Origin of the sequence: Variovorax sp. CF079 (assembly GCF_900101545.1) — a bacterium.
In the GTDB taxonomy this organism is placed as follows: domain Bacteria; phylum Pseudomonadota; class Gammaproteobacteria; order Burkholderiales; family Burkholderiaceae_C; genus Variovorax.
The window spans coordinates 94,580-118,600 of the sequence record NZ_FMZU01000025.1; the positions used below are offsets into that span (position 1 = coordinate 94,580).

General features: G+C 65.9%; 26 protein-coding genes. 10 read left to right on the plus strand and 16 right to left on the minus strand.

The annotated features are described in order from the left end of the window. Positions 1-281: 281 nt before the first annotated feature. The 7 genes from BLS74_RS28465 to BLS74_RS28495 form a co-directional block, all read right to left on the minus strand. The gene (locus tag BLS74_RS28465; protein ID WP_093110487.1) at positions 282-695 is read right to left on the minus strand and encodes a VOC family protein; all 414 of its coding nucleotides are present in this window, start codon (positions 693-695) and stop codon (positions 282-284) included. Positions 696-755: 60 nt separating this feature from the next. Further along, a complete protein-coding gene (locus BLS74_RS28470) occupies positions 756-1,751 on the minus strand; it encodes a 2-hydroxyacid dehydrogenase (RefSeq protein ID WP_093110488.1) in 996 nt (331 codons plus the stop codon). Between the two features lie 49 nt (positions 1,752-1,800). Next, positions 1,801-2,859, minus strand: a complete 1,059-nt coding sequence (locus BLS74_RS28475; protein ID WP_244504051.1) for a threonine ammonia-lyase — start codon at positions 2,857-2,859, stop codon at positions 1,801-1,803. Between the two features lie 82 nt (positions 2,860-2,941). Then, positions 2,942-3,694 (minus strand): LamB/YcsF family protein, encoded by a 753-nt coding sequence (locus BLS74_RS28480; RefSeq protein ID WP_093110490.1) that lies wholly within the window; start codon positions 3,692-3,694, stop codon positions 2,942-2,944. A gap of 43 nt (positions 3,695-3,737) precedes the next feature. After that, a complete protein-coding gene (locus BLS74_RS28485) occupies positions 3,738-4,727 on the minus strand; it encodes a 5-oxoprolinase subunit C family protein (protein WP_244504057.1) in 990 nt (329 codons plus the stop codon). Positions 4,728-4,747: 20 nt separating this feature from the next. Next, complete coding sequence (pxpB, locus tag BLS74_RS28490) at positions 4,748-5,488, minus strand: 5-oxoprolinase subunit PxpB (RefSeq protein ID WP_093110491.1); 741 nt, start codon at positions 5,486-5,488, stop codon at positions 4,748-4,750. 28 nt (positions 5,489-5,516) lie between these two features. Further along, positions 5,517-6,704 (minus strand): pyridoxal phosphate-dependent aminotransferase, encoded by a 1,188-nt coding sequence (locus BLS74_RS28495; RefSeq protein WP_244504052.1) that lies wholly within the window; start codon positions 6,702-6,704, stop codon positions 5,517-5,519. Between the two features lie 406 nt (positions 6,705-7,110). On the opposite strand from BLS74_RS28495, the gene BLS74_RS28500 reads away from it, so the two are divergent. The 8 genes from BLS74_RS28500 to BLS74_RS28535 all read left to right on the plus strand — a co-directional run bounded on the left by BLS74_RS28500 (position 7,111) and on the right by BLS74_RS28535 (position 16,017). Then, complete coding sequence (locus BLS74_RS28500) at positions 7,111-8,160, plus strand: ABC transporter substrate-binding protein (protein WP_093110493.1); 1,050 nt, start codon at positions 7,111-7,113, stop codon at positions 8,158-8,160. A 10-nt stretch (positions 8,161-8,170) separates the two neighbouring features. After that, positions 8,171-9,877 (plus strand): ABC transporter permease subunit, encoded by a 1,707-nt coding sequence (locus BLS74_RS28505; RefSeq protein WP_093110494.1) that lies wholly within the window; start codon positions 8,171-8,173, stop codon positions 9,875-9,877. 1 nt (position 9,878) lies between these two features. Next, a complete protein-coding gene (locus BLS74_RS28510; protein ID WP_093110495.1) occupies positions 9,879-10,925 on the plus strand; it encodes an ABC transporter ATP-binding protein in 1,047 nt (348 codons plus the stop codon). Positions 10,926-10,980: 55 nt separating this feature from the next. After that, positions 10,981-11,727, plus strand: a complete 747-nt coding sequence (locus BLS74_RS28515; RefSeq protein WP_093110496.1) for a GntR family transcriptional regulator — start codon at positions 10,981-10,983, stop codon at positions 11,725-11,727. Positions 11,728-11,785: 58 nt separating this feature from the next. Continuing rightward, on the plus strand, positions 11,786-12,766 hold the full coding sequence (locus BLS74_RS28520) for a dihydrodipicolinate synthase family protein (protein ID WP_093110497.1): 981 nt from the start codon (positions 11,786-11,788) through the stop codon (positions 12,764-12,766). Positions 12,767-12,780: 14 nt separating this feature from the next. Next, positions 12,781-14,247, plus strand: coding sequence for an N-acyl-D-amino-acid deacylase family protein (locus tag BLS74_RS28525; protein WP_093110498.1), 1,467 nt, complete (start codon positions 12,781-12,783; stop codon positions 14,245-14,247). A gap of 346 nt (positions 14,248-14,593) precedes the next feature. Then, positions 14,594-15,556: a hypothetical protein gene (locus BLS74_RS28530; protein WP_093110499.1), complete on the plus strand. Its 963-nt coding sequence runs from the start codon at positions 14,594-14,596 to the stop codon at positions 15,554-15,556. 44 nt (positions 15,557-15,600) lie between these two features. Next, positions 15,601-16,017: an MAPEG family protein gene (locus BLS74_RS28535; RefSeq protein ID WP_093110552.1), complete on the plus strand. Its 417-nt coding sequence runs from the start codon at positions 15,601-15,603 to the stop codon at positions 16,015-16,017. Here BLS74_RS28535 and BLS74_RS28540 read toward each other — a convergent pair. The 9 genes from BLS74_RS28540 to BLS74_RS28575 all read right to left on the minus strand — a co-directional run bounded on the left by BLS74_RS28540 (position 15,974) and on the right by BLS74_RS28575 (position 22,495). Continuing rightward, positions 15,974-16,987 carry an AraC family transcriptional regulator gene (locus tag BLS74_RS28540; RefSeq protein WP_093110500.1) on the minus strand — a complete coding sequence of 338 codons (1,014 nt, stop codon included), beginning with the start codon at positions 16,985-16,987 and terminating at the stop codon, positions 15,974-15,976. The genes BLS74_RS28535 and BLS74_RS28540 overlap by 44 nt on opposite strands. Before the next feature lie 41 nt (positions 16,988-17,028). Then, complete coding sequence (locus BLS74_RS35600) at positions 17,029-17,160, minus strand: hypothetical protein (protein WP_280142677.1); 132 nt, start codon at positions 17,158-17,160, stop codon at positions 17,029-17,031. Beyond that, positions 17,153-17,998 carry a ChbG/HpnK family deacetylase gene (locus BLS74_RS28545; protein ID WP_093110501.1) on the minus strand — a complete coding sequence of 282 codons (846 nt, stop codon included), beginning with the start codon at positions 17,996-17,998 and terminating at the stop codon, positions 17,153-17,155. Before BLS74_RS28545 ends, BLS74_RS35600 begins: the two co-directional genes overlap by 8 nt. Beyond that, positions 17,995-19,560: a glycosyltransferase family 39 protein gene (locus BLS74_RS28550; protein ID WP_093110502.1), complete on the minus strand. Its 1,566-nt coding sequence runs from the start codon at positions 19,558-19,560 to the stop codon at positions 17,995-17,997. Before BLS74_RS28550 ends, BLS74_RS28545 begins: the two co-directional genes overlap by 4 nt. Then, positions 19,557-20,603, minus strand: coding sequence for a glycosyltransferase family 2 protein (locus BLS74_RS28555; RefSeq protein ID WP_093110503.1), 1,047 nt, complete (start codon positions 20,601-20,603; stop codon positions 19,557-19,559). The genes BLS74_RS28550 and BLS74_RS28555 overlap by 4 nt, the downstream gene beginning before the upstream one ends. Positions 20,604-20,616: 13 nt before the next feature. Then, complete coding sequence (locus tag BLS74_RS28560; protein ID WP_093110504.1) at positions 20,617-21,210, minus strand: phosphatase PAP2 family protein; 594 nt, start codon at positions 21,208-21,210, stop codon at positions 20,617-20,619. An 81-nt stretch (positions 21,211-21,291) separates the two neighbouring features. Further along, a complete protein-coding gene (locus BLS74_RS28565; protein ID WP_093110505.1) occupies positions 21,292-21,741 on the minus strand; it encodes a hypothetical protein in 450 nt (149 codons plus the stop codon). Positions 21,742-21,750: 9 nt separating this feature from the next. Continuing rightward, the gene (locus BLS74_RS28570) at positions 21,751-22,032 is read right to left on the minus strand and encodes a hypothetical protein (protein WP_093110506.1); all 282 of its coding nucleotides are present in this window, start codon (positions 22,030-22,032) and stop codon (positions 21,751-21,753) included. Between the two features lie 193 nt (positions 22,033-22,225). After that, complete coding sequence (locus BLS74_RS28575; protein WP_093110520.1) at positions 22,226-22,495, minus strand: hypothetical protein; 270 nt, start codon at positions 22,493-22,495, stop codon at positions 22,226-22,228. A gap of 567 nt (positions 22,496-23,062) precedes the next feature. Between BLS74_RS28575 and BLS74_RS28585 the strand changes: the two genes are divergently transcribed. Next, a complete protein-coding gene (locus BLS74_RS28585; RefSeq protein ID WP_139191772.1) occupies positions 23,063-23,392 on the plus strand; it encodes a hypothetical protein in 330 nt (109 codons plus the stop codon). 506 nt (positions 23,393-23,898) lie between these two features. Then, the coding region (locus BLS74_RS28590; RefSeq protein WP_139191773.1) for an aspartate 1-decarboxylase at positions 23,899-24,021 on the plus strand (123 nt) is incomplete at its 3' end.

A 24,021-nucleotide genomic window follows, 5' to 3' on the forward strand; every position in this document is an offset into this window, starting at 1 on the left:
ACAGTCTTTAGAGGAAAAGGCCGTGCTTCTTAGAGCATCGTCTGCGCCGTTTCAGAATGGCCGCGCCGCGCTACCCTACTCCTTGTCGCGCGGCTCAGCCGCTTTGACCTGGAGATCGTTGGGCTATCCCATGGCGTACCTCGGAAAAGACAGACGCTGAAAAGCAGTCTGGTACACGCAAGCTTGGGCGCTCCCCCGAAAAACTCGTCGCGACCCGCGCCAGCACTCGCTCTCCCCCTGGGCCAGTCGGCACAGGGCGCTCCAGTCGTCTCGGGGCCGACTCAGGTGGCGTAGACCGCTTCCAGGTCGCGAAACCCCTTGATCTCGATCGGATTGCCGAAGGGGTCGAGAAAGAACATCGTCCACTGCTCGCCGGGCTGGCCTTCAAAGCGCACCTGCGGCACCAGCACGAATTGCGTGCCTGCATTGATGAGGCGCTCGGCCATGGCCTTCCAGTCGGCCAGCGCCAGAATCAGTCCGAAGTGCGGCATGGGCACCAGCTTGTCGCCCACGTGCCCGGTGGCCGCGGTGACGAAGGGCTGCCCCAGGTGCAGGGAGATCTGATGGCCGACGAAGTTGAAGTCGACCCAGGTGTCGGTGCTGCGGCCTTCCTGGCAGCCGAGCACGTTGCCGTAGAACTGCCGCGCGCGGTCCAGGTCGGTGACGTTGAAGGCGAAGTGGAAGATGGATTGCATGGGGTTGAGGTGTTGTGGATGTGTGATGAACAGGACAGGTTTGATGCCGAGTGCCGCGTCTCAGTACCCCTTGCCGAGGTCGACGACGCCGCTCAGCGTCGGGCTCTCGAGTCCGGCGCTGACCTTGGTTGCGATCTGGGCGATGGCCTCTCGCACCACCGTCTGCGCGGCAATGTGAGGTGTCAGGACGATCTCCGGGCGCCGCCAGAACGCATGGCCGGGCGGCAGGGGTTCCTCTTGCGTGACGTCCAGCGTCGCGCCCGCCAGATGCCCCTCGTCGATGAGGCGCAACAGATCCTCCTCGACCAGATGTGCGCCACGAGCCACGTTGATCAGATAGCCACCCGGCTTCAGCTGCGAGAGCGATGCGTGCGACAGGATGCCCTGCGTGGCGGGTGTCAGCGGCAGCATGCACACGAGGATGCGGGTCTCCGACAGGAAGCGATCGAACTCGTCGGCGCCCGACAGGCATGTGACACCGTCGATCGTCTTGGGGGACTGGCTCCAGCCGAACACCGGGAAATCGAACTGCGCCAGGCTCCAGGCGACCCGCTTCCCGAGCGCCCCAAGGCCCATGACGCCCACCGGGAAATCGCTGCGGATCGGCGGCTTGCGGGGTGCCCATGCACCGGAGGCTGCACTGGCCTCGTACCGATCGAACTCACGGAAGTGGCGCAGTACCGCGTGGCTGACGTACTCGGCCATCTGCACGGCCATGCCACCGTCTTCAATGCGCACGATACGAGCCTGCGGCGGAAGCCGGAGTTTCATCAGCGCGTCGACGCCCGCACCCATGTTGAAGATGATCCGCAGGCGCGGATGGGCGTCCATGAACGCCTGCGTGGGCGACCACACGATGGCGCATTCGGCCTGCTCGTCAGTGTGGGGCCAGGCGCTGATCGTGGCATGGGGCAGTGCGGCCCGCAGGCCGAGCTCCCAGGTGGCGGCTTCCGTGTGGCTGCAGCACAGCGCGATCCTGTCGCGGACCTCCTGTGGTCCGGATGCGTCGCCTTGCGACGCGGTGGCAGCAGAAGAGGTGGAGAGGGAAGCTTGCATGAAAAGGTTCGTGAAAGGGTTGATCGCGGGGTGCGATCGGTGGCGAATGTCAGGCGGCCACCGCCGCAGCGGATTTGAGACAGTTTGCGAGCATGGGCAGGTCGACGTTTCCGCCCGAGAGCACGATGACGCTGTCGCGCCCGCCCATCGACAAGTGACCGGCCAGCAGCGCTGCCAACGCGACCGCGCCACCGGGCTCGACCAGCATATGGAGTTCCTCGAGCGCGAAGCGCACGGCGACAGCCACTTCAAGGTCCGTCACGGCCACGGCCTTGTGCAGGAAACGCCGGTTGATCTCGAAAGGCAGTTCGGCCGGCGTGGCCGCCTGCAGCGCATCGCAAAAGGTCGCCGCGCCGGGCTCGTTCACCTCGCGCCGACCACTGGCGAGTGAGCGCACGGTGTCGTCGAAGCCCGCGGGCTCGGCGGCCACGAGACGCGTTGCAGGGCTCATCGTGTCGACGACCAGCCCACACCCGGCCAAGAGACCGCCACCGCCGCAAGGAGCGGCGAAGGTTCCCAGATGGCGCAGCGCATCGTCGGGCAGATCCTGGAGCGCTTCCAGCGCGACGGTGCCCTGCGCGGCGAGCACATCGGGATGGTCGCCCGGCGGAACGAGCGTGCCGCCCGTCTCGGCCAGCAACTGCATGCCGATCGTTTCACGGCTCTCGCGACGGCGGTCGTAGTGCACGACGCGCGCACCCTGGTCCAGAGCACGGGCCACCTTGTTGCGTGGCGCGTCGATCGGCATCACGATGGTCGCGATCACCCCCAGCTGCCGAGCAGCCCAGGCGATGGCCTGGCCATGGTTGCCCGTCGAGTACGCGACGACGCCGCGCATGCGCTGCTCCTCCGAGAGGCCCAGCAGGGCATTGAAGGCGCCCCTTGCCTTGAAGGAGCCGGTGACCTGCAGGTTCTCGGCCTTGAGCCACACTGGCGCACCCGCGATCTCGTCGAGTCGGGCCGATCGCAGCAAGGGCGTGCGGCGAACATGTAACGCGATGGCGCGGCCGGCACGTTCGACGTCCTCGAAGGTAGGCACCCGCATGGCGCCGAACATTTCGTGCGTGATCGAAGGCGATGGACGGGTTCTGGTTTCTATCGTGCTCATGGGCATAGAGGCATGGAGTTACACACGAGCGCGCGTACCGGTGATCGGGCGCGCGACATTCCGGACAAGGGCTTCGAGGCGCTCACGTCGCCGCGATGGCGATACCGTCGGCCAGTAGCGCAGCACGGATTCGTTCTGCGAAAACGACGGCGCCGGGCTGGTCGCCGTGGATGCAGAGCGTGTCGGCGGCGACCGGCACGTCCACACCGTTCACGGAACGCACGACACCGTCCAGCACCATGCGCCGGACCTGCGCAATGGCCTGTTCGACGTCCTCGATCATGGCCCCCGGCCTGGATCGCGGCGTCAGGGTGCCGTCGTCCTGGTAGCTGCGGTCCGCAAAGACTTCGAACCGGACCGTGAGCCCCTTGTCGCGCGCCGCCTGCGCAATGTTCTTGTTCGCCACGAAGAGCTGCAGCGCCGGATTGAAATCGAACACCGCCTGCGCCACCGCCTCGGCGAGTGCCGGCTGCTGCACGGTCATGTTGTAGAGGGCCCCGTGCGTCTTGACGTGATGCAGGGTTGCACCCTGGGACTGGGCAACGCCCTGGAGCGCACCGACCTGGTAGATGACCAGCGAATAGACCTCGCTCGGCGACATCTCCATCGCCCGTCGACCGAAGCCCTGGCGGTCGGGCAGGCCGGGATGGGCACCCAGCGCCACACCGTTGGCTATGGCGGCCCGCACCGTCTTTAGCATCGTGTCGGGGTCGCTCGCGTGAAAGCCGCAGGCGATGTTCGCGGAGGTCACGTGCGGGAGGATCCGGAGATCCTGTCCCATGACCCAGGGGCCGAAGCTCTCGCCCATGTCGCAGTTGATGTCGATGGATGGCATGAATGGATTCCTTGTGGGTGAAGCGGTTAGCGAGATGCAGCGGTCAGGTCAACGCCCGTCCGGCCGCCTCGCGCACCAACGCCAGTTGGTCTTCGACCAGCAGCCAGGCGTGCTCGGCGGCCTGCTGATCGATCGGGGTGAAGCGAATGGAGGCGCCGGGCAGCGCTTGAGCCAAGGCCGGCAGGTCGGCACTGGCGACATAGGCGATCTTGGGGTAGCCGCCCGCGCTCTGCCGGTCAGCCATCAGGACGATCGGCTGGCCGTTGGGAGGCACCTGCACCGTGCCGAAGCTCGTGGCCTCGGAGATCATCTCGAGCGGTCGCGACAGGACAAGATCGGCCCCTTCGAGCCGGTAGCCCATCCGATCGGATTTCGAGGAAATCGTGAACGGCGTGCGCACGAACCGTTCGCGCGCTTCCTCCGAAAAATCCTGCCATTGCGGGCCCGGGATGAAGCGCAGGCCTTCGAGCGCCGCCGACGGCGGTTCCGCGTCGACGCATGCCGCCGTCACGAACGGCAAGCCGCTCTGCACCAGCGTGCGTTCCAGCGCCAGCGTGGGGTCGGCCCTGCGCGGGCGCGCCACGGGCACGCGGTCGTCCTTGCGCAACGCCCGCCCCTCGTGGCCGCCGAAAGCGCCCGGCCGATAGGTGCTGCGGCTGCCGAGCACCGGCGCCGTCGCGAAGCCGCCGCGCACCGCCAGGTACATGCGTGCGCCACGCGTGCGTTCACCGAACTCCAGCGTGACGCCACGGCGCAGTAGCACCGCGCAATTCATGGGAACCGGCCGGCCCGCGGCCGTGATCCTGACGCGAGCGCCGCAGATGGCCAGCAGCATGTCGCAGGCAAACTGGACGCTGGGACCGGTCAGCGTGCACTCCAGCGTTGCCGCGTCGTCTTCATTGCCGACGAGCATGTTCGCCGTGCGATGCGACCACTCGTCCATCGCGCCGGTGACCGGCACGCCGAGGTGCTGATGCCCGACGCGCCCCTGATCCTGCAGAACCGAGAACATGCCAGGCCGCAACACCAGCATGTGCGCCACGGATGCCCGGGTCATGGCGGCCGCTCCTGCATCCGCTCCAGTTCGGACGCCGAGATCGGATAGAAGCGCACCCGCGCGCCCTGCGGCATCCTCGTGGGTGGGGTCTTCGTCACGTCGAACAGGTCCCAAGGCGTCCGTGCGATCACGTTCCAGCCCCCTGGCAGCGCCATCTGGTAAATGGAGGAGATGCCATTGGCGATGGCGACCGACCCCGCCTCCACGCGCAGGCGCGGCGTGCTGCGGCGAGGCACATTCAGCCTCGGGTCGAGGGGGCCGAAGAAGGGGTTGCCGGGCGCGAAAAAGTAGGCGTAGAGCGACAGCGGCGTTCCCGAATGCAGGGCGATGACCTCTTCGGCCGTCAGGCCGCAATGGCGGGCCACGTCGTCCAGGTCCGGACCGTAGTCGCCGCCGTAGCAGGCGGGAATCTCGATCACCTCCTCGTTGACCGGCCGCTCGGGAACGCGGCCTGCGAGGAGTTGCTCCACCAGGCGCGTCAATTGAGACGATGCCACGCCCTGCCGGCGATCGAACGCGAGTGGCCGGTAGTGCAACGCGACGGTAGTGAATGCGGGCACGACATCGACGACGCCGGGCAGTTGCGCCGACGACAGGTGTGCGGCCACCGCCTGCACGGTCCGGCTGGTGTCGGCGCCGACGCGGTCGCCCAGGCGCACCTGCAAGCAGCGGTCGCCCACGGGTTCGATCCGCCATCCCGAGATGGAAAGCGACGGTGTCTTGGAAGAAGTTCTCATGATGTCTGTGGCTGTGCAGCGCCCTCGCTCAGGCCTGAACCAGTCGGCCGCAGGCAGTGACGATGCGTTCGCAAGCCGTCTGCAAGCGGTCCTCCGACACCGCATAGGCGAAACGCAGGTAAGAAGCCAGGCCGAATGCAGAGCCCGGGACGCACGCCACGCCCGCGCTGTGCAGCAGATAGTGGGCGAGGTCGGCATCGCTGTCGATGGTTCGACCCTCCGGCGTGCGCATTCTGATGGCGCCAGCGCAGTCGGCGCACAGGTAGAAGGCCGCCGGCGGTGTATCGACCCGCAGCATCGGACTGGCGGCCGCCAGCAGCTCGACCGCCAGATCGCGCCGCCCACGCAACCGGCTGCGCCATGTGTCCAGAAAATCCCTCGGCCCCTCGAGTGCGGCCGTTGCCGCGACCTGGCTGACCGCGCTCGGATTGCTGGTGCTCTGAGACTGGAGGAGCTCCAGTGCCTTGATCAGCCATGCAGGCCCGCCCGCATAGCCCAACCGCCACCCCGTCATCGCGAAGGCCTTGGACACGCCGTTGACGGTCAGTGTCCGATCGATCATGTCGGGCGAGGCCTGCGCAAACGACTGAAAGACGCCATCGAACACGATCTCTTCGTAGATGTCGTCGGAAATCACCAGCACCCGTGGATGGCCGCGCAACACGTCCGCCAGCGCGCGCAGTTCATCGGCCGTGTAGAGCGCACCCGATGGATTGCACGGTGAATTGAGCATGAGCCATCGGGTGCGCGGCGTGATCGCGCCCGACAGCATCTTCGGCGTCAACTTGAAACCGTTGGCGCTGCCCGTCGTCAGCACGACCGGCTCGCCGCCGGCGATGCGCACCATCTCCGAGTACGACACCCAATAGGGCGCAACCATGATGGCCTCATCGCCCGCATCGATGGTCGCCAGCATGGCGTTGAACAGGAGCTGCTTGGCGCCGGTTGCGGCCATCACCTGCGTGCTGTCGTAGTGCAGGCCGTTGTCTTGGCGGAACTTGCGGACGATGGCCGCCTTGAGCTGCGGCGTGCCGCCCACGTTGGTGTAGCGGGTGTGCCCTTGCTGGATGCCGGCGATCGCGGCCTGTTGGATATGGAGCGGTGTGTCGAAGTCCAGTTCGCCTTCGCTCAGGCTGATGACGTCTCGGCCTTCAGCAAGCAGCCGGCGGGCGGCTTCGGCCATGGCGCCGGTGGCCGACGGCTTCGCCACAAGCATGCGTGCGGACAGGTGACTGTGAACGGACGGACCTGGAAATTCGTGGCGTGAGTTCATGGTACCGGACGGAAACAAAGGCGACTCGAACGCACCAGGACTAGCGATCGACTTTGGTGCGCGCACAGCAAGACGGTGCACGAAATGCCAGGAGCCAGTCGTCAAACTGGCGCGCGGCAGCGCTCAAGTCGTCCTGACGCAGCGGCTGCCCTGCGCATGTCCAGAAGGCAAGCGCTCCTGCGTTTCCCTTGGATAGACATCTGCGTCGCATCCTGCATTTCGGTCTTCGGTTCTGGTTCATTTTTAAGTTTGGTATGCCATTGGCATGCAACATGCATGCCACGGAGCAGGCCCGGCAATCCGCAACGATTGCCGCCGTATTCGTAACCTGTACCAATCGGAGAGAGAGATGAAAAGTAAGTTGCTGACGATGGGCCGCATCGTGATCGCGACCGCGGTCCTGCTGGCTGGCGCCGCGCAAGCCGCCGAACTGAATTTCGCGAGTTGGGGTGGCGCCTACCAAGGCGCGATCCGCGACGCGTGGCTCAAGCCCTTCGCCAAGGAAACCGGCATCAAGGTGACCGAGGACACCGACCCGCAGGTCGCGAAGATCCGCGCCATGATCGACACCAAGACCGTCGCCTGGGACGTAGTCACGGAGAACAGCGCCCGCCTGACGCGCGGCATCAAGCTCGGTGTGTTCGAGAAGATCACGCCGGAAATGGTCGACCAGAAGCACGTCATTCCCGGCGCGCGCAACGAGTACGGAGTGCCCTCGGAGATCTTCTCGACGAACGTCGGCTTCTCGACCAAGGCATTCCCCGCGGGCAAGCCGCAGCCGGTCAGCTTCGCCGATTTCTGGGACGTCGTGAAATTCCCCGGCAAGCGCACGCTGCAGGACGATCCGTCCACCGTGATCGAGGCTGCACTCATCGCCGACGGCGTCGCGCCCGGGGATGTCTACAAGGTGCTGTCCACGCCCGCAGGCATCGACCGCGCGATGAAGCAGATCGAGAAGATCAAGCCGCACGTGGCCATGTGGTGGAAGAACGGCGCCGAGCCGGTCAACGCACTGGGCAGCGGCGAGGTGGTGATGGCGCTGGGCTGGAACGGCCGCTTCCAGGCCGGCATGGATTCGGGCCTTCCGATCCAGATGGGCTGGGGCAATGCGGTGGCGCAGGTCGGCTACTTCGCGCTGGTCAAGGGCGCACCGAACCGGGCCGAAGCCATCAAGCTGATGAACTACATCACCGCGCCGAAGAACCAGGCCGAGTTCAGCAAGTACATCGCCTACGGCCCGACGACCGAAGCGGCATTCCCGCTGATCGACGACGCGCGCAAGCAGCGCCTGCCTTCGACGCCGGAACGCCTGAAGTCCGCGCTCTTCATGGATTCGGAGTTCTGGGACAAGAACGGCCCGGCCATCACCGAGCGCTACAACCAGATCCGCGCGCGCTGACCCCTGCATCATGGCAAGCACCGCCCTTCCCCTTCCCCACGCCGCGACGCCGCCCGCGGCGATTCCCGCGCGGCGTGGCTGGAACCGCGCTGCGGTGTTCGCCGTGCTGCCGCTGCTGGTGTTCCTCCTGTTGGCCTTCGTCGGACCGATCGCGGGCTTGCTCAAGGAGGGCTTCCTTCGCGACGGCGCGCTCACGCTCGCCAACTACCGCCATCTGCTAGACACGCCGATCTACCGGATCGTGCTGGGCAACACCTTCACCATCGCCGCCGCGGTGACCCTGTCGTGCATCGTGATGAGCTACCCGTTGGCCTACCTGATGGCCACGGTGCGACCGGGCGTCGCGCGGCTGCTGTTCTTCGCCGTCCTGCTGCCGTTCTGGTCGAGTGCGCTCGTGCGCACCTCGGCATGGATCGCGCTGCTGGGCAAGAACGGGCCGCTGAATACATTGCTCACGACTGTTGGCATCCTCGATGAGCCGATGGCGTTCCTCTACAACTTCACCGGCGTGATGATCGGGATGACGCACGTGCTGATGCCGTTCGTGGTCCTGCCGCTCTACGCCGCGTTCCGCGCCATGGACACCACGCTCGTGCAGGCCGCGCAGAGCCTCGGGGCGAGTTCGGTGGGCATCTTCCGCCACGTGGTACTGCCCTTGACCAGCCCGGGCGTGGTGGCCGGCGGCATCATCGTTTTCATGAATGCGGTGGGCTACTACATCACGCCGTCGCTCATGGGGGGGCCCGCCCAGCGCATGGTGGCGGAGCTAATTTCGCACAACATCTCGGAAGAGCTGAACTGGGGACTGGCGGCCGCACTGGCCGCCATCTTGCTGGCAACGGTGCTGCTGTCGCTGTGGGTGTTCAACCGCATGTTCGGTCTGGACAAACTCATCAGCGGCTCGACCGGCAAGGGCAGCAGCGCGCCCACGGCAGGACGCACGCCGGGGGGCCGCGTCGCCGTCGTTGCCGGACTCGCCTGTGCGGCGTTCCTGATCCTGCCGATCCTCGTGGTGATTCCCATGAGCTTCGGCACGACCGACTTTCCGGTGTTTCCACCGCCTCAATACGGACTGCGCTGGTACACGAATTTCTTCGAGGATTCGAAGTGGATCGGCGCGTTGTGGTCGAGCGTGCGGGTGGGGTTGACGGTGACGGTGCTGGCCACCGTGCTCGGCACTGCGGCGGCGCTGGGTGTCCACAAGATGACCTCCGCCCGCAAAGGCTGGCTCGACGCGCTGTTCGTCATCCCGATGTCGGTGCCCGCCATCATCACGGCCGTCGCCCTGTTTTATTTGACAGCGCCTCTGGGCTGGGTCGCCAACTCGGTCGCGGTCATCATCGGCCACACGGTGCTGGCGTCCCCCTATGTCTACATCACCGTGCGCGCTGCATTGCGCAGCTTCGATTCCAGCCTCGAGTTGGCCGCACTCAGCCTCGGCGCGTCGTGGCCCGCGATGTTCCGGCTGGTCATGATGCCCGCCCTCTTGCCCAGCCTCATCGGCGGTGCCGTCTTCGCTTTCGTCACCTCGTTCGACGACGTGGTGATGGCGCTCTTCCTCACCACCATCCGCAACAGGACCCTGCCCAAGCTGATGTACGAGGGCCTGGCCCACGACTTCGACCCGACCGTGATTTCCGCCTCCTGCGTGTTGATCGCAGCCACCGCCCTCATCCTGATTGCCAACCTGCTTCTCGGCAGGAAGAAAGGAGATTGACATGCCATCCAACCACCAGACATCGGGGCACTCGCCTCTCGGACTCTCCATCCGTCCCGAACGCCAGGGCAAGGACGTCGCGCTCAGCGGCATCCGCAAGGTCTACAAGGATGTCGTCGCCCTGCCGGAGGTCAGCCTGGCCGTGGAGCGCGGCGAGTTCTGCACGCTGCTCGGTGCTTCCGGCTCGGGCAAGACGACCCTGCTGAAGATCATCGCCGGCTTCGAGGCGCCGGACGCCGGCAGCGTGCGCATTGCCGGCCGTGACGTGACCCGTATGCCCATCGCCGAGCGCAACATCGGCATGGTGTTCCAGAACTATGCGTTGTTTCCGCACATGTCTGTGTTCGACAACGTCTCCTTCGCGCTGCGCATGCGCCGCCTGAACCCGCACGACATCCGCCGCCGCGTCGCAGAGGCACTGGAGCTGGTCAGCATGGGCCCGCTCAGCGACCGCCTGCCTCGCGAACTCTCGGGCGGCCAGCAGCAGCGCGCGGCCCTGGCTCGCGCCCTGGTCTTCACGCCTGACATCCTGCTGATGGACGAGCCCCTCGGCGCGCTCGACAAGAACCTGCGCCAGGCGATTCAGTTGCAACTGAAGAAGCTCCACCACGACCTGGGACTGACCGTCGTCTTCGTGACACACGACCAGGACGAGGCGATGAACCTGTCCGACCGGATCGTGATCATGGACCAGGGGCGCATCGTTCAGACCGGCGCGCCCGAAACGCTCTACCGCGCCCCGGACTCGGCTTTCGTTGCGGGTTTCCTTGGCGAGTGCAATTTCATCGACCAGACCAGCCGCACGCTCGCCGTGCGACCGGAAAACGTCCGCCTGGGCGCACAGCTCGGTGCCGATGACATCCGGCACGAAGGACGGGTCCTGACCTCGACTTTCTGCGGCCTTCACTGGAAGGTGTTCATCGAGTCCCTCGGCCGAACCGTGGTCGCCTATGCGCCCGCCGGCGTCACCGGCGCGGACCGTACGCCGGGCCAGTCCGTGGCGTGGGGATTTCGGGCCACGGATGCGATGGAGTTCGCCGCTGCGTGAGCGGCCGCAGCGCCTCCACCAGTTCCTCATTTCAACTCTTTCAGCTGAAACCAACATGATCTCGCTCACCAAGACAAGCCCGACGGTCGGTGCCTCCTCGGCGTCGGACGCAGAGTCGGATCTCGAAGCGCTTGAACCCAGCCTTACCGCCGCCGTCTCCGACACCGCCGACGGCGTCGATCTGGCGGGGGACGCCTACCGCATCTTGCTGGAGATGATTCAGCTCGGCCGTCTGCCGATGGACAAGCCGCTGCAGGAACGCACCCTGGCCGCGACCCTCGGCATCTCGCGGACACCGCTGCGCGAGGCGATGAGCCGGCTGATCGGCGGGGGCTTCGCCATCCGCACACCTCGAGGTCAATTGATGGTGCGCGAACCCACCCTGCGCCAATACCTCCAGATTCTCCAGATACGCGTGTTGCTCGAGGGTGAAACCGCGGCCGCCGCGGCCACACGGCTCGACGTTCAGCAAGCAAAGCAGATCCTGGCGCAAGTCCAGGCGCTCCTGGTCGCGCGAAACACCTCCAAGGAAGAGAACCACCGCATCGACAACCTGGTGCACGACACGATCGCCATGGCGAGCGGCAACCCGCTGATGGCCCAGACGGTTCACGATCTGCGCATCAAGGCGCGGTGTTTCGACCAGAACGCCGCCCCCGAGCGTTTTGCCCCGAGTTGCCAGGAGCACATGGCCATCCTGCAGGCCATCATCGATCGCGACCCCGACCAGGCCCGTGCCGCGATGCAACAGCACCTGGAAAACGCCCGAACAGGCCACGTGGCCCGCCACACCAGCATCTAGCCCGTCCGCAGCCTTGGCAAGCGCCTCTTCGGCAAGCCTGATCCTTCATCGCATATTCATGACATCCGACTCCCGCATTCACGCACGCTCTTCCGGTGTGTTCATCATTTCCGCCACGCCTTTCAGCGACGACGGCGCGCTCGACCTCCAAAGCACCGACACCCTCGTCGATTTCTACCTGGGCCACGGCGTCTCCGGCATGACGATCCTCGGCATGATGGGCGAGGCCCCGAAGCTGACCGAGGAAGAGTCGCTGGCCTTCACCCGTCGCGTACTACAGCGCGTAGCGGGCCGGGTTCCGGTGGTCGTCGGCGTGAGCCACGCATCGAACCAGCACGTGGATCGCCTGGCCAAATCGGCCATGGACCTCGGCGCTGCCGGCGTGATGCTGGCCCCCGCACCCAACCTGAAGATCGATGACCAGGTTCATGGCTACTACGCCACCGTCGCGCGCATGCTTGGCGCCGACGTGCCGATCTGCCTGCAGGATTTCCCGCAGTCCACCGGCGTCTACACCTCGGTGGACGTCGTCAACCGGCTGGTCGACGAGTTTCCGCAAGTGGTGATGTTCAAGCACGAAGACCTGCCCGGCCTGCGCAAGCTGACGCAGATACGTTCGCAGGCAGAGTCCGCAGGCCGCCGCCGCATCAGTATCCTGGTCGGCAATGGCGGGCTGTTCTTGCCCCAGGAATTGCTGCGCGGCGCGGACGGTGCCATGACCGGATTCGCCTATCCCGAAATGCTCGTGCAGGTCTGCGCGCTGTTCGCGCAGGGCCGGCAGGAAGCGGCCGAGGATCTGTTCGACGCCTACCTTCCCTTGCTGCGGCACGAGTTTCAGTACGGCATCGGCCTCGCGCTGCGCAAGGAGACGCTGCGCCTGCGCGGCGCCATCCGCAGTGCGGCGGTCCGTAAACCCGGTCCGGTGCTCGATGCCACCGACCATGCCGAGCTGCGCAGACTGATCGGGCGCCTGCAGCGGCGGCTCGGCACATCCGCACCCCCGGTGCAAAGCGGCGTCGACACCGCGCTGGCAGCTTGAAAGGAAGACGCAGAATGGAACTCACACTCTGCGTTTCAGGCGCCACCGTGGTCGACGGCAGCGGCCAACCGGGCTTCGTGATGGACGTGGGCATTGCCGGCGGTCGCATCGTCGCGATGGGCGATCTGTCGGACACGCCGGCACGCGAGCGCCTTGCGGCCGCCGGGCGGGTACTGGCGCCCGGCTTCATCGATGTACACACCCACGATGACCGCGCGCTGCTGACACCCGGCGCGATGACGGCCAAGCTCTCGCAGGGCGTGACGACGGTGGTGACCGGCAACTGCGGCCTGAGCCTGGCGCCCAGCCGCATCCGCGGCGTCATTCCGCCGCCGCTCGATCTGATCGCAAACCACGAATGGCTCAGGTTTCCGGCATTCGCCAACTATCTGCGAGCGCTCGAGTCGGAAGGCACGGCCGTCAACGCGGTCTGCCTCGTGGGCCACCTGACGCTGCGAGCCAACGTGATGGACGACTTGGAGCGTGCCGCCACACCCGCCGAATGCACGGCGATGCAAACGCTGTTGGCCGATGCCTTGGACGCCGGAGCGTTCGGCCTGTCCACCGGCACCTTCTACCCACCAGCCCGACACGCCAGCACCGACGAGATCGTTGCTGTGGGCGAGCCACTGCGCGCCCACGGCGCGCTGTACGCGACCCACATGCGCAACGAGGCCGAGAAGGTCATCGATGCGCTGGACGAGACCTTCGAGATCGGCCGCCGCCTGGGCGTTCGGGTCCTGATCTCGCACCACAAGCTGGCGGGTGTCGCCAACCACGGTCGTTCCATCGAGACCTTGAAGCGCATCGGCGCCGCGATGGAGCATCAACCGGTGTCGCTGGACTGTTATCCATACAACGCTTCGTCCACCGTGCTGCGGCCGGAATTCGTGGCGCGCGCCTCGTCCGTGCTCGTCAGCTGGTCCGATCCCCATCCCGAGCATGCAGGACGCACGCTGGCCGACATCGCTCGCGATCTGGGTTGCAGTGACCAGGAGGCCGCCGCCCGACTGATGCCGGCCGGCGCAATCTACTTCATGATGGATGAGACCGATGTGCGTCGCATCCTGGCGTTCCCCAAGACGCTGATCGGCTCCGACGGCATGCCGCACGACGAGCACCCACACCCGCGCCTCTGGGGCACCTTTCCCCGGGTGCTCGGCCACTATGCGCGTGAAGAACATCTGTTCAGCCTGGAGACGGCCGTCGCCAAGATGAGCGGCCTGACCGCCGAGGAACTGGGCTTGCCGGGCCGCGGCCGCATTGCCGTCGGTCACGCAGCCGACCTGGTTCTGCTCGACCCGCTCACCGTCGGCGATCGCGCCACGTTCGAACAGCCGCGCGAGCTGTCGTCGGGCATCGATCGCGTCTGGGTCAACGGGCGACTCGCCTTTGCCGACGGGTCGGTGCAAGACGAAAAGGCCGGCCAGGTCGTCCGGCGCACACCGATCGCGATGACACAGGAGACATGTCTGCAGTAGGCGCACGATCGCCCTTGGCGGCTCATACGGTTCTGGTGCAAAGATTGGTTCTGGTGCAAATCAAGCGTCTCCGTACGCCGTCACGCCGACCGAAGGCGGCTTTGCAGTGCGAGAGCAGTCAATCACCTCTGGTCTGCGAATCACCGACCCGGCCAGGAAAGAGTCCTTCAGGACCGGCTCCTTCCCGGCGAACCCCGCCCGAGGGAGGACTGCGCGGCGAATCGCGTGTGCGCCGGTACGTGCATGCTCGGATCACCGGGCAAGATTTGCGGACGCGTGGCCCGACTTGATTCACGTCGCGCTTCGATCATTGACGCTCCTTCAACGAACATTGAAAGAGGCAATCATGCAAAGCGCCCCCTCCGCGACCCAGTACTCGAAGGTCATCGCGAATTCCAAACGCGTCCGCTGGGACATCGACAACGACGTCATCCGTCGCCGGCGATTCGATCTCGAGAAGACGTTCCTGCCGGCCGGCCTGTCACTGGTGAACGAGCTGGATTTCATGACGTCCGATGACCGGCGCCTGCTGAGCCAGGTGCAGGGTCGAAGCTACGCCTACATCTTCGGCCTGGTGGAGCGTTTCATCGGCGCCAAGGTGCTCGAGATCAGCCGGCAGCACGCGCTCGGCGACCAGGTGGCCCTGGAGGCCCTGGTCCGCATGGCCGACGAGGAGCTGAAGCACCAGGAGCTGTTCCGGCGCATGGAAACGATGATGGCCGCCGACATGCCTGCAGGATACGTGGCAACGGCCGAACCCAACGCCGTCGCGACAGCCGTGCTGAGCAAGAGCACCTGGTCGGTCCTTGCGCTGACACTGGACATCGAGCTCTTCACGTTGGCCCACTATCGCGCCAGCATCGAGCCGCAGGACGACCTGTGCGAGTTGTGGAAGGACGTCTTCCTGGCCCACTGGAAAGAGGAGTCGCAGCACGCGGTGCTGGACGAGCTCGAGTTCCTTCGCGAGGACGCGCGCCTGAACGCCGCCGACCGCGACGCGGCCGTCGGCGACCTGATCGACCTGGTCGTGGCGGTCGACGGCATTCTCCTGGCTCAGGCGCGCGCCGATGCGACCTACTTCGAGTCGATCGCGGGCAAGCGCTACGCCGATGCGCAACGCACCGCCATCGGCGAGGGGATCCTGAAGGCGTATCGCTGGCAGTACATCGTGTCGGGCGTGACGGAGCCGCGCTTCCAGAAGGTCCTCTTCCGCGTTCTCGATGACAGGCAGGCTGCCCGGGTGACGGATGCGCTGCAGCCGCTGCTCTATGCGGTGCCCGCCCGATCGCCCGCGGTGCCCCGCCAGTAGGGCATCGCCATGCCCACCAGGGCATGCAAGTGGAGGCCGAGAACATGCTGCCCGAGCTGATGCTGCTGGGTTTCGCCGCCTGGACCCTGGTCCTCCTGCTCGCCACCGTGGGCGCCTATCGATTGAGCCGGGTCCTTCGTGGTCGGGCGGGAATGAGCGAATTCAGGGCCGACCATGTCGAGGGGCAGGACTGGTACCTGCGCTCGATGCGCGCACATGCGAACTGCGTCGAGAACCTGCCGGTTTTCGCCGTGCTGGTCTATGCATTGCGCACCTTCGGCATCGCCGATCCGACGGTGGATCCCCTGTGCGTCGTCATCCTGGCGGCGCGGATCCCCCAGTCGCTGGTCCACGTCTGCTTCGCCCAGACGGATCGCGTCGTGTCGGTGCGCTTCGCGTTCTTTCTTGTTCAGTTCCTCAGCTTCTGCGTGCTGATCGCACTGATCGTTTTCCGTCGTTGACCTCAGTCGGACTCTGGAGGCTGTTCTCGCGGCGCCAGGATGCCGGGGGCATGCCGAACTCGCGCTTGAAGGCGCGGCTGAAAGCGGCATCGGTTTCGTAGCCGACTTCCAGCGCGATATGCATCATGCTCAAGGCGTTGCGCCGCAGCAGGTTCGACGCGAGCGCCATGCGCCACTTGCCGAGATATTGGATAGGGGGCTGTCCGACATAGTGGGTAAATTTCTCGGCGAGAACCGAGCGCGATGTTCCGGCCTCGCGCGCAAGGCTTTCGAGCGTCCATGGATACGCCGGCTTCTCGTGCATGAGGGCGAGGCATTTGCCGACGACGCGATCACGCAAGCCCGCGAACCAACCGGTCTGGCCCTCGGACATCTGGGAGATGTACCGGCGCAATGTCTCGACCACCAGCACCTCGGACAACTTGGCCAGCACGCCTTCGCCACCGGGTTGCGTGGAAGTGGCCTCCGCCACCGCATAAACGAAGGAACGCTCCACCCAGTCGGTCTTTTCGTCCCTCCTGAGGCTGACCGTCAGCACTCTGGGCAGCGTTGCCAGGACCGGCCGACACAGGATGGGATCGCATGACAGATAGCCACAGATGAAGCGGGTTGGCTCGCCGCCGCCGCCCAGCTGCAGTTCGTCGGGCCTCTCGCGCAACAGCGCTCGCACATCGAGCAGCGGCCCGGGCTCGTCCATCCCGGACGAGGCCATCGTGTGGGCATCGCCATGCGGAAACAGGATGATGTCGCCGGCTTGCAGGTGAAGCGGCGGCATGCCGTCGAGTTTCACGGTGCACGAACCGTCCACGAAGAGATGGTAGAAGAGCAGACGCTGGGATCCCGCGTTGACCTGCTTGGCCACCGCCTCCGCTTCCGGGGAAGCAAAACACCATGGTGCGGTGAATCTGGCGTTGAAGAAGATCGCGCTGTTGAACTGCAGGATCTTCAAGACCTCGGACAAGGCATCCATATCGACTTCGCCTCCGCAGGAGCGTCGCCATTTGACCACTTTCACCCGCGCTTCGCGGAGTCCAATTTCAACGAGCTCGGCATCGCGGCCCCGAGGTAGTTGGCGCCGACCGGCATGAAGACCACCAGCGCCCACAGAAAAACCGCGGCCTTGACGAGCTGCGCCCTATGCATGGACCGGATCGGCGGCACGCGACAAGTGCGAAAGAGGACGCAGGAACACGACCCCGGCCGCGGTCATCATCGGAAAGGCGATCGCGCTCAGCACCGCGTATTCGTTGCGCCGCGCCGGGCCGGCGGGAACCCAAGGCGCATCGCCGAGCGAGGGATGGCACACCAGCACGTCGCCCGTGCGGCAACAGTCGATCCACTGCCGCAGCCGCCCGCGGTAGACGTCGGAAGTGCCCGTGAAATCGTAGATGCCGAGCAAGGCGCGGCTGGTCGGGATGCCTCGGCGCGCCGCGAGCGCGAGCAGCCTCGCGCCGCCGAGCGCGAAGACGATGTCGGCCTTGGTCTTCGCGAAGCGTCGCGGTGCGGGCGGCGCCGTGCTGCGGACCCATGGCGCCGCCGTGCCGTAGCGGCTCGCGATCTCCTCGGTCAGCACATCGCTCACCACCGGCAGTTGATGGACATGCCGGTGCCCGTCCACGAAGGCCGGCGGTCGGCCGAGCCCGTCTTCGAAGCGCGCCAGCTGGTCCCTGATCTCGGCCCGCACGGCCGAAGGGCGAAGCAGGCGCAGATGGCTTCGGACAATCAATCCGCCCAGCCCAGGCTCGGACTGCCGGCCTTCTGGCGGAGGGCTCAGATCGAGATGGAGTCCGACCTCGATGCAGGACGGCTCGATGCCGCGCAAGCCGCGCAGGCCCACGGCCCATGCGCCGCGGCGGACCATGCAGGAAGTTGCGGAAATCTTGTGTCGCCCCGCCAGTTCGAGCACAGCCGAGTTGATGCCCTCGGTCATGCCGAAGTCGTCGGCACAGACGCAAAGGTATCGAGGTGCATGTTCGGTCATTGCGGCGCGGCGACTCCGGGTTCGTCGAGGCAGCGCCGGTCGCGCGTTGCGCTTCCGGCAAATCGCCACACGGCCGCCTCCCTGCTCACGGCGACCAGGCGGGCCTGCGCCAGCCATGGGTGGGCCAGCACGGCGTTGGACGGCCCGATCAGCCAAGTGGCGCGAGACACGCACAGCGCATCATGAAGACGGAAGGTGTCGACCAGCAGCGTCGACCCGCGTTCGGGCTCGAAGCGGGCGGCGTCGTGGAGTTCCTTGCGCCAATCGTCGCGCCGCTCCACGACGGCCGGCGTCCAGTCGGTCGCAACCATGACCGGTTGTCGCAGTGCCCAGTTGAAGGGCAGTTCGTAGTAGTAGGCATCGAGCATCAGCACCTGGTCGCCCGGCGCCACGGCAACGTCCGCGGGAAGGCGCAGGCGATGGCCGGGCTGCACGACGTACACACTCACGAAAGCGACGGCGGCCAGGCAAAGAAGGCCGGACAGCGCGGCCGTCCAGCCCAAGGGCCGCGACAGCGGGCCCGGGCCCTTCATCGCGGCCGGCACGGCCCGCGCGATCAGGTACGCCAGCGGCGGCAGTGCAGGCAGCACATACCCGATCAGCTTGGAGCGCGGGATGGAAAAGAAGAGAACGATGCAGAGGCACCAGATCAGCATGAGCCAGTCGACGTCGGACAGCGGCGCCCTGCCCTCCCGCGCACCGCGGCGCGCCAGCGCCAGCCAACCGATCCATGGCAGCGTCAGCCCTGCGATCACCGGCAGGTAGAACCAGAACGGGTGCTCGTTGTTGAAGCCCGAGGCGGCGAAGCGCCTGAAATGCTGCGTCACGACGAAGTAGTCGAAGAAGGCCGGATAGCGCATCTGCATCACCACGAACCAGGGGCCGGCGATCGCCAGCAACAGCACCCACCCGGGCGGCCAGGCCATCTGCCAGACGGCGCGGGTACGGCGCGTTGCCACGCACCAGGCGAGGAAGATTGCGCCGGGCAGCACCAGGCCGATCAGGCCCTTCGCGAGCACGCCGAGCGCCGCGAAGACGAAGGCGCCCGCCAGCGCCCCGCGCCATGCCTCGCCCTGCGCCTTGGACAAGCTCGCATGTGCCGCCAGCAGCACGGTCGCGCTGATGCAGCCGGCCACCAGCATGTCGAGGTTGGCGAACTGCGCTGCGACATAGAAGAAGGGCGTCGTGACCAGCACCAGCACGGAAAGCTTCGCGCTCGCCGCATCCGCCCAGCGGCGCAGGAACAGCAGCAGGCCGAGCGCCGCGACGGCCGCGCCGAGGATCGAAGGCAGCCGTGCCGGCCATTCGGAGGGGCCCAGCACCGCCATCGCCGCGGCACTGATCCAGTAGAAGAGCGGCGGCTTGTGAAAGAAGGGTAAGCCGTCGAGCCGCGGCACCAGCCAGTCGCCGCCGCGCAGCATCTCGAAAGCCACGCCGGCGTAGCGCGCTTCGTCGGGCGCCATCAACGGCCGGAACCCGGCCGTGACCGCCAACCACAGGACGAAGGCCGCGAGGCCGGCAGCGGCGTGCAGAATGGCCTTGGAGTCACGGGACAGCCTCATGACTGCTGCCCGTCCAGACCGTGGCCCAGATCCTTCTTCACCACGTAGAGCGGGCGTCCCTTCACTTCCTCGAAGATGCGCGCGACGTATTCGCCGACGATGCCGGTCGAGATCATCTGGATGCCGATGAAGAACATCAGGCTCACCACGATCGTCGTCCAGCCCGAGACGGCATTGCCTATCAGCAGGTGTTCGACGACCAGGTAAATGCCGTAGGCGAAAGCCGGTACGGCCAACATGAGACCGACCACGCTGACCACCCGCAGGGGCCAGGTGGTGAACGAGGTCAACCCGTCGACGGCAAGATTGAACAGGCGCATCGCGTTGAAGCTGCTCTCTCCCTGCCCCCGCGGGCCGGGCGTGTAGGGCAACGCGACCGCATTGAAACCGACCCAGGCATACAGGCCTTTCATGAAGCGGGTGCGCTCCGGCAGGCTCAGCAAGGCGTCCACCACCTTGCGGTCCATCAGGCGGAAGTCTCCGGCGTCCCTGGGCAGTTCGAAGCGATGGGACGAATTCACCAGCTTGTAGAACAGGCTTGCGCCCCAGCGCTTGAGCCTGTGCTCGTCGCTGCGCTCCTGCCGCACCGTGTAGACCACGTCGGCGCCGCCCTGCCACCGGGCCAGCATGTCTGCAATCAGCGACGGCGAATGCTGCAAGTCGCCATCGAGCACGACGACGGCGTCGCCGCAGGCCGCCTCCAGCCCGGCGGTGAGCGCGGCTTCCTTGCCGAAGTTGCGCGACAGGCTGATGCACCGGAAGCCCGAGAGCTGGCACCAACCCTCGGCCACCGCGACCGTGCCGTCGGTGCTGCCATCGTCGACCACGATGATTTCCCAGGCCAGATGCGTGGCCCACAAGGCCTCTTCGAGCCTCGCAAGCAGTTCGTTGAGATTGCCTGCCTCGTTGAAACAGGGGATCACGCAGGAGATGCTGCGACCCGTCGGCACACGCACCCGGCGCTCGCCGCGCGCGGTGCTCTCGTCTTGCTGGGGACGCTCGATGTCGAGAATGTCCCCCGTCGTCTGCACGGGACCGTTCATGGCGCGTCTCCTCTCAGACGAGCGGCTGGTCGGCCTTGGAGGCCGGCGCCCGCGCGTGCAGATCGTCGCGCGCGATCCTCGGCGCGACATGGCGCCGCCAGAGCCGCTGGACCCCGACGAAGACGCCTGTCATCACGACGGCCAGCAAGAGCCCCGTCGCGATGTCGACCGGGAAATGAACCCCGACGTAGACACGCGCCCAGCCGGTGATCGCGGCCACGGCCGCCATGCCGATGCCCAGGTCACGAAGCCGGGGACGCAGCAGAAACATCAGCGCGACCGTGAACATCACCGCAGCGTGGGCGCTCGGCAGCGACCCGCGTGCGCCATGGGGGATGTAGGCCGGGCTCAATCCCAGCATGAAAGGACGCGGCAGATTCAGCGACGCAGCGATGGCGTGCGCGATCACCGCGGTGGCCGCCGCAAAGGCCAGCGTCGCCATCACGTAGCCGCGTTCCGACGGCCGCCGCCAGGCGGCCCATCCCATGAGGGCCATGCCGGCCCAGGCCCCGCCGAGCGCGATCGCCGACGCCAGGGGCAGGAGCCACGAACTGGGCTCGTAGCCTGCAGCCATCCATTGAAACAGAGCGAAATTCAGCGCCTTCATACGAGCTCCCGCAATCGGCGAAACAAGAAGCGGCTGTGCGACGACGCACAGCCGAACGCACGGCGCCGCGCGGCGTCGCTCTCAGCTCGCAAGGGGAGGCGCAGTCTCCGGCAGCCTTCTCAGCCAGAGCGTGGTGGGCGGGGGCGCACCGCTGACGTTGGGCACCGGTTCGGGAACGAGGCGCTGGGCCGGTTCGACGACCAGGACCGCGGCCACCGTCAAGGGCAACAGGAGGAGCAGCCGCGCTCTCAGGTGGTTGATGCCGTGCTGCAGCGCATCCGGCAGATCGATGTTCGCCGCCGAGGACACGAACAGCGTGGTCTCCCGGTCGGTCGGATGGTCTGGGCGGTTGTCCGGTTCGAATTGCGTCGACGCGCTCGCGCTGCGGATGCGGAATCCGGGCTCGTCCTCCCACCCGTCGTGGCGAAAGTGAACGGCGATGAAGGGCTGGATCGCAGCGAGCAGCACAGCGAGAAAACACCACCCCACGCAGCGTGTCGCAATGAAGTGGCGAAGGCGCGTGGTCGGCATGGCGCCACTCTAGGGGGCGCTTGTGAAAGCAAGCTGAACGCTATCTTCAGCTTTGTGTTCCTGCACCGCAGACCTGATGCGCGCGGGTGCTATTGAGAGCAAACTCTGCAGCATGTCGAGCTCGCGACCAGCCAGATGGGCATCCCTGATCTTCCTGTCAATGACTTCGAACGCCAAGAGAAACGGAAGAGCAAGAAGAGCGATCAGGGCATATAGCTGCCCTACCAGGATGGCCGCCATCGCCACGACCGGTCCGGACAGAAGGATCAAGACCACCTTACCAACGAGCACGAGCTTCCTCAGGCAAGCCAGTTTGAGCGGACAACTATCCAGATGGGAATAGCGCGCGGCCAGACTCCAACGTAGGACGGCTCATCACACGGGCAAACCCTCAATACCCAATATTGGCGTGAGATCCCTTCGCCGTCGCAATTCATGCGGAGAAGATCCACCACCCATTCAGCTAAACCAACGCTGATTCGGCCTACGGTTCCGCGGCTCCAGCGTCACCCCGCATGATCCCGGCCATCCACTCCCCAATGAACGCCCTCCCTTCTTCCTCAAGCACGACGATCGCTGCGGCCTGGTCGTGCTGCTGGCCCGCCAAGGCGATGCGGCACTGATGGGTTTGGCCTTGGTACAGGTCCGCATGGCCAGCGACGAAGCCGTCCGCCCCAAGCTTGGTCAAATAAACTCGGACGGACCATCCCTCGTGATCGAAGCGCTTCACTTCGAACTCACCATCGGCGTCCACAGCAGCTCCCGGGGATTGCGAACGCCGCCGACCGGCCGCGAATGGTCAGATTAAGCCCTTTGACCTACAACGCCGTCAACAGGGGTAGCGGGTTCAGCTCCAACGGCAGCCCCTTGGCTTCGTGGCATTCAGGTGCGGTCGTTCCGCCAAGGGTTGAAGCCGCGTCGATGTGTTCATCCCGGGCAGCCGCAGATCGTCGCCGGCGGCGCTCCTCTGCACCGTTAGGATCGACGCATGACCGACTCTCAAGATCTATTCGCCCGCTCGCCGTCTCTGCTTCGCATGCCGTCCTGGCTCGGCCCGGGGGTGCATGAGGAACGTGAACTCCCGCTTGAGCCTGGCGAGTACGAGATCACGCCCGGGGAACGCTGGACCGTCAGCGCTCTGAATACTGGAGAGACGGTGTATTCGGGCATCGGGCCGGTCGAGGTCCTCCGCGCCGTTCCTCAGTCCCGATAGCCCAATGCGCCGCTGAGTGTGGGCGGCGTGCCACACATAAGAGCTTTGAGCTGCAATGTGCGAAATTGCGCAGCGCGTTCTGCTGCGCAGATCCCACAATTTCTGCTCATGAACAGTCCTCGCTTGCCCCTCTGGTATCGCCACGCCTGGTGGTTGCCGGGCACCGTCACTGCGCTGGCGGTCGTCCTGGTGGCCGCTCTGGTGGCCGCGACGCAGAGGCCCGCCGAACATGGCGTCATGCTGTTCGTAGCGATCCTGTGTGCGCTCCCGTGGTCCCTGGCTCTTCTTCTCCTTGATTTCGGGCAAGGATTCGCGGATCGCGCCGCAGTGATCGTTTCCTTGGGCCTGACTGCGAACACGGCGCTGATCTGGGGCTCAACCGCCCTCCTCCTCGCTCGTTTCCGTCATCGGCAGGGCCTCGCGCTCATCAAAGCCTAGCCCCATCGACAGGACGAGGTCGACGCCTCAGCCCACGCGGCTTTCGGCCTCGTTGCCCTTCTCGCCGACGGACACGGTCATGTCCGCTCCATGCCGGGCGCCTCTCGACCCAGTGCGTCTCATGCCCAAAGAACATGTTTCCCGTTGGCGCGGCGTGATCGAGCTTGTCTCTGTTGTGCGGCATCTAAGTGGTCACGTTTCGTCGGGAGATACCTTGTCGGACCAGCACAGCCTGATCTCGTACAACACGTGCAATGTCTTGTGCGACACGATGCTCCTCGGTGCAGAAGATGATGAAGAGGGGGAACGCCCGGTTACGAACTGGGGACAGTGACATCAGCCATCGTCTTACAAAAAGACGCACGTAAATATAAGAGAAGAGCGATGCGCTGCTCACCGCCTCGCTCGTGTTCGGCTTACCTGGACGCAGCGCCGACCATCCTGGTGCCGCCCGCCGCGTGACGCCAGTTCAACCCCATCCTTTTCGCAGAGAAAGATCTCCCACCATGTTCCGTACCCTGCTCAAGTCCAAGATCCACCGCGCCACCGTCACCGATTGCGAGCTTCACTACGAGGGCTCCTGCGCCATCGACGAAGACCTGCTGGAGGCCGCCAACCTGGCGGAGAAC